Genomic DNA, 17,197 nt, shown 5'->3' with positions numbered 1-17,197 from the left:
CAGGATGGCCTTTTTGCGTTGGTGCAAAAAAAAGGCCGGATGCGACGCTGGCGCGTCTTATCCAGCCTACGCAGGCACGGTAGGGGGGCAGCTTATTCCCCCACATACGCCAGATTCAGCAACGGATACGGTTTCCCCAAATCGTCCACCTCAGAACGCCCGGTAACCTTAAAGCCCATCTTCTTATAGAACCCTACCGCCTGTGCATTTTGTTCATTAACGTTGGTTGTCAGTTCCGGTGCCATTGAGAGCGCATGTTTCACCAGCATCCTACCCACGCCGCAGCCGCGCACATCAGGATCGATAAACAGCGCATCCATATGCTGACCACTTAGCAACATAAACCCAACCGACTGATCCCGCTCATTAACCGCGACCCACAACGGTGCTTCCGGCAGAAAGGAACGCACCAGCTCTTCCAGCTCGGCCCGATACTCCGCTGATAAAAAATCGTGGGTGGCATCGACCGAACGACACCAAATCGCAACGAGTTCTTCCCCTTCCTCATGCCGCGAGCGGCGAATACTAATAACCATTTTCTCTCCTTTTAGTCATTCTTATATTCTAACGCAGCCTTTTCCTTGAAACTTTCTCACCTTCAACATGCAGGCTCGACATTGGCAAATTTTCTGGTTATCTTTAGCTATCTGGATGTCTAAACGTATAAGCGTATGTAGTGAGGTAATCAGGTTATGCCGATTCGTGTGCCGGACGAGCTACCCGCCGTCAATTTCTTGCGTGAAGAAAACGTTTTTGTGATGACAACTTCTCGCGCGTCTGGTCAGGAAATTCGTCCGCTAAAGGTGCTTATCCTTAACCTGATGCCGAAGAAGATCGAAACTGAAAATCAGTTCTTACGCCTGCTTTCAAACTCACCTTTGCAGGTCGATATTCAGCTGTTGCGCATCGATTCCCGTGAATCGCGCAACACGCCCGCAGAGCATCTAAACAACTTCTACTGCAACTTTGAAGATATTCAGGAACAGAACTTTGACGGCCTGATAGTCACCGGTGCGCCGCTGGGTCTGGTGGAGTTTAATGATGTCGCTTACTGGCCGCAGATCAAACAGGTGCTGGAGTGGTCGAAAGATCACGTCACCTCGACGCTGTTTGTCTGCTGGGCGGTACAGGCCGCGCTCAATATCCTCTACGGCATTCCTAAGCAAACCCGCACCGACAAACTCTCTGGTGTTTACGAGCATCATATTCTCCATCCGCATGCACTTCTGACGCGTGGTTTTGATGATTCATTCCTGGCACCACATTCGCGCTATGCCGATTTCCCTGCCGCGTTAATTCGTGATTATACCGATCTGGAAATTTTGGCAGAGACGGAAGAAGGGGATGCATATCTGTTTGCCAGCAAAGATAAGCGCATTGCCTTTGTGACGGGCCATCCCGAATATGATGCGCAAACGCTGGCGCAGGAATATTTCCGCGATGTGGAAGCCGGACTAAACCCGGACGTACCGTATAATTATTTTCCGCACAACGATCCGCAAAACAAACCGCGTGCGAGCTGGCGCAGTCATGGCAATTTGCTGTTTACCAACTGGCTCAACTATTACGTCTACCAGATCACGCCATACGATCTACGCCGTATGAATCCTACGCTGGATTAATCTTCTGTGATAGTCGATCGTTAAGCGATTCAGCACCTTACCTCAGGCACCTTCGGGTGCCTTTTTTATTTCCGAAACGCACCTCAGCAGGTGAATAAATTTTATTCATATTGTTATCAATAAGTTATCAAGTATTTTTAATTAAAATGGAAATTGTTTTTGATTTTGCATTTTAAATGAGTAGTCTTAGTTGTACTGAACGAAAAGCGCACAACGATCCTTCGTTCACAGTGGGGAAGTTTTCGGATCCATGACGAGGAGCTGCACGATGACTGAACAGGCAACAACAACCGATGAACTGGCTTTCACAAGGCCGTATGGCGAGCAGGAGAAGCAAATTCTTACTGCCGAAGCGGTAGAATTTCTGACTGAGCTGGTGACGCATTTTACGCCACAACGCAATAAACTTCTGGCAGCGCGCATTCAGCAGCAGCAAGATATTGATAACGGAACGTTGCCTGATTTTATTCCGGAAACAGCTTCCATTCGTGATGCTGACTGGAAAATTCGCGGGATTCCTGCGGACTTAGAAGATCGTCGGGTAGAGATAACTGGCCCGGTAGAGCGCAAGATGGTGATCAACGCGCTCAACGCCAATGTGAAAGTCTTTATGGCCGATTTCGAAGATTCACTGGCCCCGGACTGGAACAAAGTGATCGACGGGCAAATTAACCTGTGCGATGCGGTTAACGGCACCATCAGCTATACCAATGAAGCAGGCAAAATCTATCAGCTCAAGCCTAATCCCGCGGTGTTGATTTGCCGGGTACGCGGTCTGCACTTGCCGGAAAAACATGTCACCTGGCGCGGCGAAGCAATTCCTGGCAGCCTGTTTGATTTTGCGCTCTATTTCTTCCACAACTATCAGGCACTGTTGGCAAAGGGCAGCGGTCCCTATTTCTATCTGCCGAAAACCCAGTCCTGGCAGGAAGCGGCCTGGTGGAGCGAAGTCTTCAGCTATGCAGAAGATCGCTTTAATCTGCCGCGCGGCACTATCAAGGCGACGTTGCTGATTGAAACGCTGCCTGCCGTGTTCCAGATGGATGAAATCCTTCACGCACTGCGTGACCATATTGTTGGTCTGAACTGCGGTCGTTGGGATTACATCTTCAGTTATATCAAAACGTTGAAAAACTATCCCGATCGCGTCCTGCCAGACAGACAGGCAGTGACGATGGATAAACCCTTCCTGAATGCTTACTCACGCCTGTTGATTAAAACCTGCCATAAACGCGGTGCTTTTGCGATGGGCGGCATGGCAGCGTTTATTCCGAGCAAAGATGAAGAGCGCAATAACCAGGTGCTCAATAAAGTAAAAGCGGATAAATCGCTGGAAGCCAATAACGGTCACGATGGCACATGGATCGCTCACCCAGGCCTTGCGGATACGGCAATGGCGGTATTCAACGACATTCTCGGCTCCCGTAAAAATCAGCTTGAAGTGATGCGCGAACAAGACGCGCCGATTACTGCCGATCAACTGCTGGCACCTTGTGACGGTGAACGCACCGAAGACGGTATGCGCGCCAACATTCGTGTGGCTGTGCAGTACATCGAAGCGTGGATCTCCGGCAACGGCTGCGTGCCGATTTATGGCCTGATGGAAGATGCGGCGACGGCTGAAATTTCCCGTACCTCGATCTGGCAGTGGATCCATCATCAAAAAACGTTGAGCAATGGCAAACCGGTGACCAAAGCCTTGTTCCGCCAGATGCTGGGCGAAGAGATGAAAGTCATTGCCAGCGAACTGGGCGAAGAACGTTTCTCCCAGGGGCGTTTTGACGATGCCGCACGCCTGATGGAACAGATCACCACTTCTGATGAGTTAATTGATTTCCTGACCCTGCCAGGCTACCGCCTGTTAGCGTAAACCACCACATAACTATGGAGCATCTGCACATGAAAACCCGTACACAACAAATTGAAGAATTACAGAAAGAGTGGACTCAACCGCGTTGGGAAGGCATTACTCGCCCGTACAGCGCGGAAGATGTGGTGAAATTACGTGGTTCAGTCAATCCGGAATGCACGCTGGCGCAACTGGGCGCGGCGAAAATGTGGCGTCTGCTGCACGGTGAGTCGAAAAAAGGCTACATCAACAGCCTCGGTGCACTGACTGGCGGTCAGGCGCTGCAACAGGCGAAAGCGGGCATTGAAGCGGTCTACCTGTCTGGCTGGCAGGTAGCGGCGGACGCTAACCTGGCGGCCAGCATGTATCCGGATCAGTCGCTCTATCCGGCAAACTCGGTGCCAGCTGTGGTGGAGCGGATCAACAACACCTTCCGTCGTGCCGATCAGATCCAATGGTCCGCGGGCATTGAGCCGGGCGATCCGCGCTATGTCGATTACTTCCTGCCGATCGTTGCCGACGCGGAAGCCGGTTTTGGCGGTGTCCTGAATGCCTTTGAACTGATGAAAGCGATGATTGAAGCCGGTGCAGCGGCAGTTCACTTCGAAGATCAGCTGGCGTCAGTGAAGAAATGCGGTCACATGGGCGGCAAAGTTTTGGTGCCAACTCAGGAAGCTATTCAGAAACTGGTCGCTGCGCGTCTGGCTGCCGACGTGACGGGCGTTCCAACCCTGCTGGTTGCTCGTACCGATGCCGATGCGGCGGATCTGATCACCTCCGATTGCGACCCGTATGATAGCGAATTTATTACCGGCGAGCGCACCAACGAAGGTTTCTTCCGTACTCATGCAGGTATTGAACAAGCGATCAGCCGCGGCCTGGCGTATGCGCCGTATGCTGACCTGGTATGGTGTGAAACCTCCACGCCAGACCTGGAACTGGCGCGTCGCTTTGCACAAGCCATCCACGCGAAATATCCGGGCAAACTGCTGGCTTATAACTGCTCGCCGTCGTTCAACTGGCAGAAAAACCTCGACGACAAAACTATTGCCAGCTTCCAGCAGCAGCTGTCGGATATGGGTTACAAGTTCCAGTTCATCACCCTGGCTGGCATCCACAGCATGTGGTTCAACATGTTCGACCTGGCAAACGCCTATGCGCAGGGCGAGGGCATGAAGCATTACGTTGAGAAAGTGCAGCAGCCGGAATTCGCTGCCGCGAAAGATGGCTACACCTTCGTTTCTCACCAGCAGGAAGTGGGTACAGGTTATTTCGATAAAGTGACGACCATTATTCAAGGCGGCACGTCGTCAGTTACCGCGCTGACCGGCTCCACCGAAGAATCGCAGTTCTAAGCAACCTACAAATGTTGCTGACTGTAGGCCGGATAAGGCGTTTACGCCGCATCCGGCAATTCTCTGCTCCCGACGAGGGCAACAAATGCCGCGTGGCCTGGAATTACTGATTGCACAAACCATTTTGCAAGGTTTCGACGCTCAGTATGGTCGATTCCTCGAAGTGACTTCCGGGGCGCAGCAGCGTTTCGAGCAGGCCGACTGGCACACTGTCCAGCAGGCGATGAAAAACCGTATCCATCTTTATGATCATCACGTGGGTCTGGTGGTGGAACAGCTGCGCTGTATCACTAACGGCCAAAGCACGGACGCGGAATTTTTACTGCGCGTCAAAGAGCATTACACCCGGCTGTTGCCGGATTATCCGCGCTTCGAGATTGCGGAGAGCTTTTTTAACTCCGTGTACTGTCGGTTATTTGACCACCGCTCGCTTACTCCCGAGCGGCTTTTTATCTTTAGCTCCCAGCCGGAGCGCCGTTTTCGTACCATTCCACGCCCGCTGGCGAAAGACTTTTATCCCGATCACGGCTGGGAATCGCTACTAATGCGTGTTATCAGCGATCTGCCGCTGCGCCTGCGCTGGCAGAATAAAAGCCGTGATATCAACTACATCATTCGCCATCTGACCGAAACGATGGGGACTGATAACCTCGCCGAAAGCCATTTACAGGTGGCGAACGAACTGTTTTACCGCAATAAAGCCGCCTGGCTGGTAGGCAAACTAATAACGCCTTCCGGCACATTGCCCTTTTTGCTGCCGATCCACCAGACGGACGATGGCGAGTTATTTATTGATACCTGCCTGACGACGACCGCCGAAGCGAGCATCGTCTTTGGCTTCGCGCGTTCCTATTTTATGGTTTACGCGCCGCTACCTGCCGCACTGGTCGAGTGGCTACGGGAAATTCTGCCAGGTAAAACCACCGCTGAATTGTATATGGCTATCGGCTGCCAGAAGCACGCCAAAACCGAAAGTTACCGTGAATATCTGATTTATCTGCAAGGCTGTAATGAGCAATTTATTGAAGCGCCGGGCATTCGTGGAATGGTGATGCTGGTGTTTACGTTGCCAGGCTTTGATCGGGTATTCAAAGTCATCAAAGACAGGTTCGCGCCGCAGAAAGAGATGTCTGCCGCTCACGTTCGTGCCTGCTATCAACTGGTGAAAGAGCACGATCGCGTGGGCCGAATGGCGGATACCCAGGAGTTTGAAAACTTTGTGCTGGAGAAGCGGCAAATCGCACCGGCATTAATGGAATTACTGCTCCAGGAAGCAGCGGAAAAAATCACCGATCTCGGCGAACAGATTGTGATTCGCCATCTCTACATCGAACGGCGAATGGTGCCGCTCAATATCTGGCTGGAACAAGTGGAAGGTCAGCAGCTGCGCGACGCCATTGAAGAGTACGGTAATGCCATTCGCCAGCTTGCCGCCGCCAATATTTTCCCTGGCGACATGCTGTTTAAAAACTTCGGTGTCACCCGTCACGGGCGTGTGGTGTTTTATGATTACGATGAAATTTGCTACATGACGGAAGTGAATTTCCGCGACATCCCACTGCCGCGCTACCCGGAAGACGAACTTGCTAGTGAGCCGTGGTACAGCGTTTCGCCGGGCGATGTTTTCCCGGAAGAGTTTCGCCACTGGCTATGTGCCGACCCGCGTATTGGTCCTCTGTTTGAAGAGATGCACGCCGACCTGTTCCGCGCCGATTACTGGCGCGCGCTACAAAACCGCATTCGTGAAGGACATGTGGAAGATGTTTATGCGTATCGGCGCAGGCAGCGGTTTAGCGTGCGGTTTGCATAAATCAGAGGCGAAAAAGTCAGCGCATTCCGCCGTACGCCAGCGTGACTTCCTTCGCCGCTTTAATCACCATCGCGCCAAACTCGGTCACGCGGTCATCGGTAATACGTGAAATCGGCCCGGAAATCGAAATTGCGGCAAATGGTTCGCGGTGCTCATCGAAAATACACGCTGCAAGGCAACGAAGCCCCAACGCATGTTCTTCATCGTCAAATGAATAGCCACGTTTACGCGTTTGGGCGAGGTCCTCTTTTAGATGCACAGGAGACACCAGCGTCGCGTGGGTATAGGCATGTAACCCTTTGCGATGCAGCAGTTTCGTCACCTGCTCTTCGCTTAGTTGGGCTAAAAAGGCTTTACCCGCACCAGAGGCATGCATCGGTAACTTACCGCCGATAGGGGCTGACATACGCATCAGATGCGTACACTGTACCTGGTCGATAATAATCGCTTCGTGATCGCTATGATCCAGCACCGCCATATTTACTGTTTCGCCAGACTCTTCCATCAGATTGCGCAGAATAGGATGGACAATGGCTAACAAATTACGGCTCTGGAGAAAGCTGCTGCCGACCATAAAAGCATGTGCACCGATCGCCCAGTGACCCAGTTCACCGACCTGACGTACGAAACCCTGCTGTTGCATCGTGGTTAGCAGGCGGTGAGTAGTGGAGTTGGGTAATCCGGCTTGCTGAGCCAGTTCCGTTAGCGCCACACTGCCATTGGATTCGGCAATCCACTCCAGTAATTTCAGCCCACGCGTTAAAGACTGAACCTGTCCAGTCGCGGGTGCGGTGGCAACGGCGGGTTTTCTGCCGCGTTTTGCGGGAATGGGTGCGACCATGACAGTCTCCTTTTTCTGTATCGTGGAAATCATTTTCATTTTTATTGCGGTGTAATGCAATAGTTGCCACACTGATCCGATGAGTTAAAGTTGAACAAATCTCATGTTGCGTGGTGGTCGCTTTTACCACTGATGCGTTTATGCCAGTATGGTCTGTTGAATTTTTTTACAGTCTGGGTTGAGCGTGTCGGGAGCGAGTGTGAGCAGCAAAGTTGAACAACTGCGTGCGCAGTTAAATGAACGTATTCTGGTGCTGGACGGCGGTATGGGCACCATGATCCAGAGTTATCGACTGAACGAGGCAGATTTTCGCGGTGAACGTTTTGCCGACTGGCCTTGCGATCTTAAAGGTAACAACGACCTGCTGGTTCTCAGCAAACCGGAAGTGATCTCCGCCATCCACAACGCTTACTTTGAAGCGGGCGCAGATATCATCGAAACCAACACCTTCAACTCCACGACTATTGCGATGGCGGATTACCAGATGGAATCCCTGTCGGCGGAAATCAACTTTGCGGCGGCGAAACTGGCGCGTGCTTGTGCTGATGAGTGGACCGCGCGCACGCCGGAGAAACCGCGCTACGTTGCTGGTGTTCTCGGCCCAACCAACCGCACGGCGTCTATATCGCCGGACGTAAACGATCCGGCATTCCGCAACATCACTTTTGACCAGCTGGTGGCGGCTTATCGCGAATCCACCAAAGCGCTGGTGGAAGGTGGCGCAGATCTGATCCTGATTGAAACCGTTTTCGACACCCTTAACGCCAAAGCGGCGATTTTTGCGGTGAAAACGGAGTTCGAAGCGCTGGGCGTTGAACTGCCGATTATGATCTCCGGCACCATCACCGACGCCTCCGGGCGCACACTCTCCGGGCAGACCACCGAAGCATTTTACAACTCATTGCGCCACGCCGAAGCGCTGACCTTTGGCCTGAACTGTGCGCTGGGACCCGATGAACTGCGCCAGTACGTGCAGGAGCTGTCTCGGATTGCAGAATGCTACGTCACCGCCCACCCGAACGCCGGACTGCCCAACGCCTTTGGTGAATACGATCTCGACGCCGACACGATGGCGAAGCACATCCGCGAATGGGCGGAAGCGGGATTCCTCAATATCGTCGGCGGTTGCTGCGGTACCACGCCACGGCATATTGCGGCGATGAGTCGCGCAGTAGAAGGATTAGCGCCGCGCAAACTGCCGGAGATTCCCGTAGCCTGCCGTTTGTCCGGTCTGGAGCCGCTGAACATTGGCGATGACAGCCTGTTTGTTAACGTCGGTGAGCGGACTAACGTCACCGGTTCTGCCAAATTCAAACGCCTGATTAAAGAAGATAAATACAGCGAGGCGCTGGATGTGGCGCGCCAGCAGGTGGAAAACGGCGCGCAGATTATCGATATCAACATGGATGAAGGGATGCTCGACGCCGAAGCGGCGATGGTGCGTTTCCTCAGCCTGATTGCCGGTGAACCGGATATCGCCCGCGTGCCGATTATGATCGACTCCTCAAAATGGGAGGTCATCGAAAAGGGGCTGAAGTGTATTCAGGGCAAAGGCATTGTTAACTCTATCTCAATGAAAGAGGGCGTCGACGCCTTTATCCATCATGCGAAACTGTTGCGTCGTTACGGTGCAGCGGTGGTGGTAATGGCCTTTGACGAACAGGGTCAGGCCGATACCCGCGCACGGAAAATCGAGATTTGCCGTCGGGCGTACAAAATCCTCACCGAGGAAGTCGGCTTCCCGCCGGAAGATATCATCTTTGACCCGAACATTTTCGCGGTCGCAACTGGCATTGAAGAGCACAACAACTACGCGCAGGACTTTATCGGCGCGTGTGAAGACATCAAACGCGAACTGCCGCACGCGCTGATTTCCGGCGGCGTATCTAACGTGTCGTTCTCGTTCCGTGGTAACGATCCGGTGCGCGAAGCCATTCACGCGGTGTTCCTCTACTACGCTATCCGCAACGGTATGGATATGGGGATCGTCAACGCCGGGCAACTGGCGATTTACGACGACCTGCCCGCCGAACTGCGCGACGCGGTGGAAGATGTGATCCTCAATCGTCGCGACGATGGCACCGAGCGTTTACTGGAACTTGCCGAGAAATATCGCGGCAGCAAAACCGACGATACCGCTAATGCCCAGCAGGCAGAGTGGCGCTCGTGGGAAGTGAATAAACGTCTGGAATACTCGCTGGTCAAAGGTATTACCGAATTTATTGAACAGGACACCGAAGAAGCGCGCCAGCAGGCGGAGCGCCCCATTCAGGTGATTGAAGGCCCGCTGATGGACGGCATGAACGTGGTCGGCGATCTGTTCGGCGAAGGGAAAATGTTCCTGCCGCAGGTGGTGAAATCGGCGCGCGTCATGAAACAGGCGGTGGCCTATCTCGAACCGTTTATCGAAGCCAGCAAAGAGCAGGGCAAAACCAACGGCAAGATGGTGATCGCCACCGTGAAGGGCGACGTCCACGATATCGGTAAAAATATCGTTGGCGTGGTGCTGCAATGTAACAACTACGAAATCGTCGATCTCGGCGTGATGGTGCCTGCGGAAAAAATCCTCCGCACCGCCAAAGAAGTGAATGCCGATCTGATTGGCCTTTCAGGATTGATCACGCCGTCGCTTGACGAAATGGTCAACGTGGCGAAAGAGATGGAGCGTCAGGGCTTCACCATTCCGCTATTGATTGGTGGTGCGACCACCTCAAAAGCGCACACGGCGGTGAAAATCGAGCAAAACTACAGCGGCCCGACGGTGTATGTTCAGAACGCCTCGCGCACCGTTGGTGTGGTGGCGGCGCTGCTTTCTGACACTCAGCGTGATGACTTCGTTGCTCGTACCCGCAAGGAGTACGAAACCGTGCGTATTCAACACGGGCGCAAGAAACCGCGCACACCGCCGGTCACGCTGGAAGCGGCGCGCGATAACGATTTCGCTTTTGACTGGCAGACTTACACGCCGCCGGTGGCGCACCGTCTCGGTGTGCAGGAAGTTGAAGCCAGCATCGAAACGCTGCGTAATTACATCGACTGGACGCCGTTCTTTATGACCTGGTCGCTGGCCGGGAAGTATCCGCGCATTCTGGAAGATGAAGTGGTAGGCGAAGAGGCGCTGCGGCTGTTTAAAGACGCCAACGACATGCTGGATAAATTAAGCGCCGAGAAAACGCTGAATCCGCGTGGCGTGGTGGGCCTGTTCCCGGCAAACCGTGTGGGCGATGACATTGAAATCTACCGAGACGAAACGCGTACACATGTGATCAACGTCAGCCACCATCTGCGTCAACAGACCGAAAAAACGGGCTTCGCTAACTACTGTCTCGCTGATTTCGTTGCGCCGAAGCTTTCTGGTAAAGCAGATTACATCGGCGCATTTGCCGTGACTGGTGGGTTGGAAGAAGACGCGCTGGCTGATGCGTTCGAAGCGCAGCACGATGATTACAACAAAATCATGGTGAAGGCCCTTGCTGACCGTTTAGCCGAAGCCTTTGCGGAATATCTCCATGAGCGCGTGCGTAAAGTTTACTGGGGCTATGCGCCGAACGAGAACCTCAGCAACGAAGAGCTGATCCGCGAAAACTACCAGGGCATCCGTCCGGCACCGGGCTATCCGGCCTGCCCGGAACATACGGAAAAAGCCACCATCTGGGAGCTGCTGGAAGTGGAAAAACACACTGGCATGAAACTCACGGAATCTTTCGCGATGTGGCCCGGTGCATCGGTTTCGGGTTGGTACTTCAGCCATCCGGACAGCAAGTACTATGCCGTGGCGCAGATTCAACGCGATCAGGTCGAAGACTATGCCCGTCGTAAAGGAATGAGCGTTACCGAAGTTGAGCGCTGGCTGGCGCCGAATCTGGGGTATGATGCCGAGTAAGTGATAACACCGGGGTATTTGCCCCGGTTTTTAATGTCATAAATAATGGATTATTGAACATGATAAAAATTGATGAAATAGATTTTTTTGCTTTCGAAGGATGTTCAGAGTCCGAAGTTACTGAACTATTAGGAAAAAAACCAACAGGTTATAATGATTGGATAATTAATATAAAAACAGGTGTAGAGTGGGTATTTTATGATGGTCGTTATTGGTTAGATTTTCGTAAATCCAAAGAGGGTATAAGGTGTATCTCATGCAGTATTCTGTATCACGATAAAAGTAAAGGGCGTATCGATGTCTTGTTTAGTGAAGGTATGGCTGACAGGATTTTTAAAAATACGGGTGGAGTGTTAATCCAAAAACGCCCGCAATTATAATAATTCCTGGTAATATTTCTTTCGTAAAAAGGATTTACTTTATGCAACGTCAATATAAAAAATACATTCTTCTTTTTTGGGGTGTCATGGATGTTATCGCGATAGCCACATATCTGTTCAACTCGGTTGGTAATGGTCGTATCCCTTTTTATTCCGATATCGTTCATTCACTTTCTTTACTTAAGGATATCGGTGTTGAAGGCGGTTTTTACGCTTATGCAGTCGCCACTGTTACGCTACAAATAGTATTATTGCTCTCTTTATTCTTTTCTGCGCAATGTTTTTTAAGACAAAAATTATTTAGTTTCTCTTTTTTGGCGATTCAGGAGTTTATGCGTTTTGCTACCGTAAGCTGTTCAATCTCCGTAATACCGTTGTTACTTAATTATTTTCATTCACAGGATCTGGTCTTAAATATTTCGTTGTTTATCTTCTCAGAGGTCACAAAAGTGACAACGATTATCTGGTGTAAACGACAGGGGGAAGTGTGACAGAAATAGCAACAGATACAGGTGGATTTTTATATAAATGCCTTTTTAAATGCTTTCTTGTATAAATCTCTTATACTGAAAGTACATACAAGAGAAATGCCTGGATAAAAACAACGTGATTAGAAAAATCTTAACAGGAAAATGCATAACAAAAAGGAGAACCTGATTCCGTGCTAACTTTGCTTCACCTGCTTTCTGCCGTCGCCCTGCTGGTCTGGGGGACTCATATTGTTCGAACAGGCGCAATGCGCGTCTTCGGCGCGCGTCTGCGTACTGTCCTTAGCCGGAGCGTCGAAAAGAAGCCGCTCGCCTTTTGCGCGGGGATCGGCGTTACCGCACTGGTACAGAGCAGTAATGCCACCACCATGCTGGTGACCTCGTTTGTCGCCCAGGATCTGGTTGCTCTCGCGCCCGCGCTGGTGATTGTGCTGGGGGCTGATGTCGGGACGGCGCTAATGGCGCGGGTCCTCACCTTCGATTTATCCTGGTTGTCACCGCTGCTCATTTTTATCGGCGTGATTTTTTTCCTCGGACGCAAACAGTCACGCGCCGGGCAACTGGGCCGCGTCGGTATTGGTCTTGGGCTGATTTTGCTGGCGCTGGAGTTGATTGTGCAGGCCGTAACGCCGATCACCCAGGCAAACGGCGTTCAGGTGATCTTTGCTTCGTTGACTGGCGATATTCTGCTGGATGCGCTGATTGGCGCGATGTTCGCCATTATCAGTTACTCCAGCCTTGCAGCTGTACTGCTGACCGCTACTTTGACCGCCGCAGGCATTATCTCCTTCCCGGTGGCGCTCTGTCTGGTAATCGGAGCCAACCTCGGTTCCGGCCTGCTGGCGATGCTCAACAACAGTGCCGCCAATGCCGCCGCTCGCCGTGTTGCGATGGGTAGCTTGTTGTTTAAGCTGGTGGGGAGCTTGATTATCCTGCCATTTGTCCATGTTCTGGCTGAATCAATGGATAAACTGCCTTTGCCAAAAGCGGAACTGGTTATCTATTTCCACGTCTTCTACAACCTCGTTCGTTGCCTGGTCATGCTGCCGTTTGTCGATCCAATGGCGCGATTTTGCAAAACGATTATTCGCGATGAACCTGAGTTGGATGCCCATCTGAAACCAAAACATCTGGACGTTAGTGCGCTGGATACTCCGACTCTTGCTCTGGCGAATGCCGCCCGTGAAACACTGCGCATCGGTGACGCGATGGAACAGATGATGGAAGGGCTGAATAAAGTGATGCACGGTGAACCGCGTGAAGAGAAGGAGTTGCGCAAGCTGGCGGATGATATCAACGTCCTCTACACCGCGATTAAACTTTATTTGGCGCGGATGCCAAAAGAAGAGCTGGCGGAAGAAGAGTCGCGCCGCTGGGCGGAGATTATCGAAATGGCTCTCAACCTGGAGCAGGCTTCCGATATCGTCGAGCGCATGGGCAGCGAAATTGCTGACAAATCACTGGCAGCACGGCGGGCATTTTCGCTTGATGGGTTGAAGGAACTGGATGCACTCTATGAGCAATTGCTCAGTAATTTAAAGCTGGCAATGTCGGTGTTCTTCTCTGGCGATGTCACCAGCGCTCGTCGTTTGCGCCGTAGTAAGCATCGCTTTCGCATTCTTAATCGCCGTTATTCCCATGCTCACGTCGATCGCCTGCATCAGCAAAACGTGCAAAGCATTGAAACCAGTTCGCTGCATTTAGGCTTACTGGGCGATATGCAGCGTCTGAACTCGCTGTTTTGTTCGGTGGCTTACAGTGTGCTGGAACAGCTTGATGAAGATGAGGGACGGGACGAGTATTAATATTGTGAATCCTGTAGGCCTGATAAGACGCGTCAAGCGTCGCATCAGGCACTATGTACAAGATGCCGGATCATGCATCCGGCAATTCACTTAAAAACGGTGACCCGCTTCCAGCGGCACCGCTTCCTCACCAGCTTTAAATACATAAGTGGTATTCGGGCCGCCCAGCGTAGCGTGACCTTTACTTACTGTGATCCAGTTACCTTCCGGCAGGCCAATAATGGTCAGTTCTGGCGCGACGACCAGCAGTTCGCGAATACGCTGCTCGCGCGTTTCCCCTTTATGGCCTTCCGGCAGCGCGTTGGTGAAGTGTGGGTTGATTTGCAGCGGGAACAGATTCAGCGCATCGAAACCTTGCGGATCGACAATCGGCATATCGTTGGTGGTGCGGATAGTTGGGCAAGCAAGGTTAGCGCCTGCACTCCAGCCGATATACAGCGCGCCACGTTTTACTACGTCGGCCATGGGTGCCAAAAGCCCGCGTACGCGGCATTCTTTCAGCAACTGGAAAGTGTTGCCGCCGCCGACTATCACGATCTCAGCATTTTCAATCGCGGCAACAGGATCGGCCACGCTATGAATACCGGTGACAGAAACGCCAAGTGGGGCAAGGACCGCAGCCGTTTTGGCCGTATAATCATCCCAGGTTTGCGTTACGCCAGCGAAAGGAATAAACACCGCTGAACGGCGACCTTGCAACTGTTCAGCAATCAACGGCAGCGCATGTTCCAGCCAGGCTTTACCCGGCAGCGTCGAGTTACTCAATAAAAGCAGTTCCATTACTTCTCCGGTTAGTAAGAAATCACGGGAAGCATGCTACCACTGTGATTTTAACCGCTTACTGACATGGCTCACGATGTCGCGCATTGAACCTGGCGTTCTGAGGATAGTTAGCAAACAAGGCGCTGAGCCTGATGACAAACACAGCATTGCCTGATGCGCTACGCTTATCAGGCCTACAAGCTAATTGCAATGTCTTGAATTTTCGCGATTTTGTAGGCCGAATAAGGCGTTCGCGCCGCATCCGGCATGAACAACGTGCACTTTGCCACCAATCTGAGCGCCCCTTAAGGCGCTGATGTTTCTTATCCTTCTCGTGCAAATTGTGCCGCTTCAGTAATCAGCCGCGCATCAGGTCGCACACCGGTATACATCGCGAACTGCTCGACGGCCTGTAAAGCAATCACCTCTGCGCCGCTGATCGTCTGCTTATCAAGCCGTTGCGCCAGGCAAATGAGCGGCGTTTCCGGCGGTAATGCCACGACGTCAAAAACGACGCTTGCCGTAGAGATCATCGCTTCGCTGAAGGCCAGCTCATGGCTCTCTTTACCACCGCTCATGCCGACAGGGGTAACGTTAACCAGAATGTCGCAGTCGATTCCTTCTGGCTGCGGTTGCCACTGGAAGCCATACTGCTTCGCCAGCGCCGGGCCGCTCTCGTGGTTGCGGGCGGCGATGATGACATCGGTAAACCCCGCGTCGCGAAAGGCGGCAATGACCGCTTTACCCATGCCGCCACTGCCGCGAATCATCACGCGTGCGGCGCTATTGAGCTGGTGGTGAATAATCAGGTTTTTCACCGCGATGTAGTCGGTGTTAAACCCGGTCAGCCTGCCGTCGTCATTCACGATGGTATTCACTGAATCAATGACTTTCGCTGACGGATCGATCGCATCGAGAAAGGGCATACAGCTTTCTTTAAACGGCATCGACACGGCACAGCCGCGAATACCTAATGCGCGAACGCCTTTCACCGCCGCCTCAATATCCTGGGTGGTGAACGCTTTGTAGATGAAATTCAGCCCCAGCTTTTCATACAGATAATTGTGAAAACGCGTGCCGAAGTTGCCGGGGCGACCGGCCAGCGACATGCACAGTTGAGTATCGCGATTAATCATGGCTAATTGCCTCTGCATGAGTGAGCAGATATTGCTCCGCCTCACCGGACCAGATCCCCTGATGACGCGCCAGAATCGCCGCCAGTGCTTGATCCTGAATCTGCGTGAGTGACGTTAGCGGCAGGTCTTTCCCGGTATACACCAGTTTTTTGCCGCCGCCGACGGCAGGTAATTCAAGCGTGGTTTCGCCCGCAGCATTCAGCCCAAGAATATGTGTTACCACTTTTGCGGCCTGCACTTTTTTCTCTTCGATCAGTTTGACCGCCGCGCGCATGTCATCGGTATTGCCGCCCGACGTGCCAACGTAATGAGTAAAGGCATAATGCACATCGTAGAAATTAATTGGCGCGCTGAAGTGCTTATCCTGCGGTCCGGCGAAGAAATTCAGACAACCATCTGTCGCCAGCAAGGAAGAGGCGAGAGTCACCAGTCCTTCATTAGGCACAAAGACGAAAATATCATCGAAGCCGTGACCGCCACTCAGTGCCATTAACGTATCAAATGCTGCATCGGCGGCATTGAGATAATGAATCAGTGTTTGCGGTTCTGATGGATAGTGCTTGCGCGCATAACTCAATTTGTCGTTGTCGGTATCGGTAATGACGAGCAGCGACGGGTTAACTGGCCCATGCAGCGCATAATCAATCGCTAACAGTCCCATTGGTCCGGTGCCGCCGAGGATCAGTGTGCGTCCTTGCGGGCGAATCCCCATCGTGTGGTTATAACTACCTTCCTGAAGATGATAGTTGGCGTTGAACGCGCCAATCACGCAGGAAAGCGGTTCAACCAGCGAGCCTTCAAAGTAGGTTTCGCCGTCGTATGCCAGCAGGCAATCCTGTTCCATAACCTCATTTGGGATAACCACATGTGTGGCTTCACCACCCACCCACGGGAAAGAGTAACCGGGGCAGTCCGGGCTTTCCGGCAGTTGCAGGTTGGCCTGAATCACATAGCGCTGGCCCGGCTGAAATTTGTGCTGCCACTTTTTACCCACGGCCAGAATATCGCCGCAAAATTCGTGGCCGATGATGATTGGGTTGGTCGCCACATCGTCGGGTACTTTTTTATGGTTTTCACCCAGATTGGCCTCTTTCCAGGAAGAGAGGCACAGGCTGTCGGTGACCACCGTCGCGAGGATTTCATCCTCCTGCATTTCAGGAAGATCAAAGGTTTCCAGGCGTAAATCACGTTTACCATAAAGACGCAGAGCTGTTGTTTTCATAAACCACCTCATGTTGAACGATGGCCCCGACGGTTGCGCCGGGG

Annotated in this window: 13 protein-coding genes; 8 read left to right on the top strand and 5 right to left on the bottom strand. The window is 52.3% G+C overall.

Features of this window, described 5'->3' with window-relative positions; genetic code table 11:
* Positions 1 to 92: 92 nt before the first annotated feature.
* Positions 93 to 536 carry an acetyltransferase gene (locus D9597_RS20815; protein ID WP_130224391.1) on the bottom strand — a complete coding sequence of 148 codons (444 nt, stop codon included), beginning with the start codon at positions 534 to 536 and terminating at the stop codon, positions 93 to 95.
* Positions 537 to 692: 156 nt separating this feature from the next.
* On the opposite strand from D9597_RS20815, the gene metA reads away from it, so the two are divergent.
* From metA to aceK, 4 genes are all read left to right on the top strand, one after another.
* Complete coding sequence (metA, locus tag D9597_RS20810; RefSeq protein ID WP_130205743.1) at positions 693 to 1,622, top strand: homoserine O-succinyltransferase; 930 nt, start codon at positions 693 to 695, stop codon at positions 1,620 to 1,622.
* A gap of 268 nt (positions 1,623 to 1,890) precedes the next feature.
* Positions 1,891 to 3,492, top strand: coding sequence for a malate synthase A (gene aceB / locus D9597_RS20805; protein ID WP_130224389.1), 1,602 nt, complete (start codon positions 1,891 to 1,893; stop codon positions 3,490 to 3,492).
* 29 nt (positions 3,493 to 3,521) lie between these two features.
* Entirely contained in the window at positions 3,522 to 4,826 is a 1,305-nt protein-coding gene (gene aceA / locus D9597_RS20800; protein WP_000857849.1) for an isocitrate lyase, read from the top strand.
* An 85-nt stretch (positions 4,827 to 4,911) separates the two neighbouring features.
* Positions 4,912 to 6,636, top strand: coding sequence for a bifunctional isocitrate dehydrogenase kinase/phosphatase (gene aceK / locus D9597_RS20795; protein ID WP_130224387.1), 1,725 nt, complete (start codon positions 4,912 to 4,914; stop codon positions 6,634 to 6,636).
* Positions 6,637 to 6,652: 16 nt separating this feature from the next.
* Here aceK and iclR read toward each other — a convergent pair whose 3' ends face one another.
* The gene (gene iclR, locus D9597_RS20790; protein WP_000226399.1) at positions 6,653 to 7,477 is read right to left on the bottom strand and encodes a glyoxylate bypass operon transcriptional repressor IclR; all 825 of its coding nucleotides are present in this window, start codon (positions 7,475 to 7,477) and stop codon (positions 6,653 to 6,655) included.
* Positions 7,478 to 7,676: 199 nt separating this feature from the next.
* Here iclR and metH point away from each other — a divergent pair, with 199 nt between their 5' ends.
* The 4 genes from metH (at position 7,677) to D9597_RS20770 (ending at position 14,033) form a co-directional block, all read left to right on the top strand.
* Positions 7,677 to 11,360: a methionine synthase gene (gene metH / locus D9597_RS20785; protein ID WP_130224385.1), complete on the top strand. Its 3,684-nt coding sequence runs from the start codon at positions 7,677 to 7,679 to the stop codon at positions 11,358 to 11,360.
* Positions 11,361 to 11,419: 59 nt separating this feature from the next.
* Positions 11,420 to 11,740 (top strand): hypothetical protein, encoded by a 321-nt coding sequence (locus D9597_RS20780; RefSeq protein ID WP_130224383.1) that lies wholly within the window; start codon positions 11,420 to 11,422, stop codon positions 11,738 to 11,740.
* A 41-nt stretch (positions 11,741 to 11,781) separates the two neighbouring features.
* Complete coding sequence (locus D9597_RS20775; protein WP_130224381.1) at positions 11,782 to 12,231, top strand: hypothetical protein; 450 nt, start codon at positions 11,782 to 11,784, stop codon at positions 12,229 to 12,231.
* A 170-nt stretch (positions 12,232 to 12,401) separates the two neighbouring features.
* The gene (locus D9597_RS20770; RefSeq protein WP_130224379.1) at positions 12,402 to 14,033 is read left to right on the top strand and encodes a Na/Pi cotransporter family protein; all 1,632 of its coding nucleotides are present in this window, start codon (positions 12,402 to 12,404) and stop codon (positions 14,031 to 14,033) included.
* Positions 14,034 to 14,123: 90 nt separating this feature from the next.
* Here D9597_RS20770 and pepE read toward each other — a convergent pair whose 3' ends face one another.
* From pepE to sorE, 3 genes are all read right to left on the bottom strand, one after another.
* On the bottom strand, positions 14,124 to 14,813 hold the full coding sequence (gene pepE / locus D9597_RS20765; RefSeq protein WP_130224377.1) for a dipeptidase PepE: 690 nt from the start codon (positions 14,811 to 14,813) through the stop codon (positions 14,124 to 14,126).
* Positions 14,814 to 15,118: 305 nt separating this feature from the next.
* The gene (locus D9597_RS20760; RefSeq protein ID WP_130218614.1) at positions 15,119 to 15,931 is read right to left on the bottom strand and encodes a shikimate 5-dehydrogenase; all 813 of its coding nucleotides are present in this window, start codon (positions 15,929 to 15,931) and stop codon (positions 15,119 to 15,121) included.
* Positions 15,924 to 17,153 carry an L-sorbose 1-phosphate reductase gene (gene sorE / locus D9597_RS20755; protein ID WP_130218612.1) on the bottom strand — a complete coding sequence of 410 codons (1,230 nt, stop codon included), beginning with the start codon at positions 17,151 to 17,153 and terminating at the stop codon, positions 15,924 to 15,926. Before sorE ends, D9597_RS20760 begins: the two co-directional genes overlap by 8 nt.
* Positions 17,154 to 17,197 lie beyond the last annotated feature (44 nt).

Source organism: Escherichia sp. E13S3 (assembly GCF_004212325.1).
Lineage (GTDB): Bacteria > Pseudomonadota > Gammaproteobacteria > Enterobacterales > Enterobacteriaceae > Escherichia.
The sequence above is the reverse complement of the archived record's forward strand: the minus strand, read 5'-3'. Positions and strand labels throughout refer to the sequence as shown.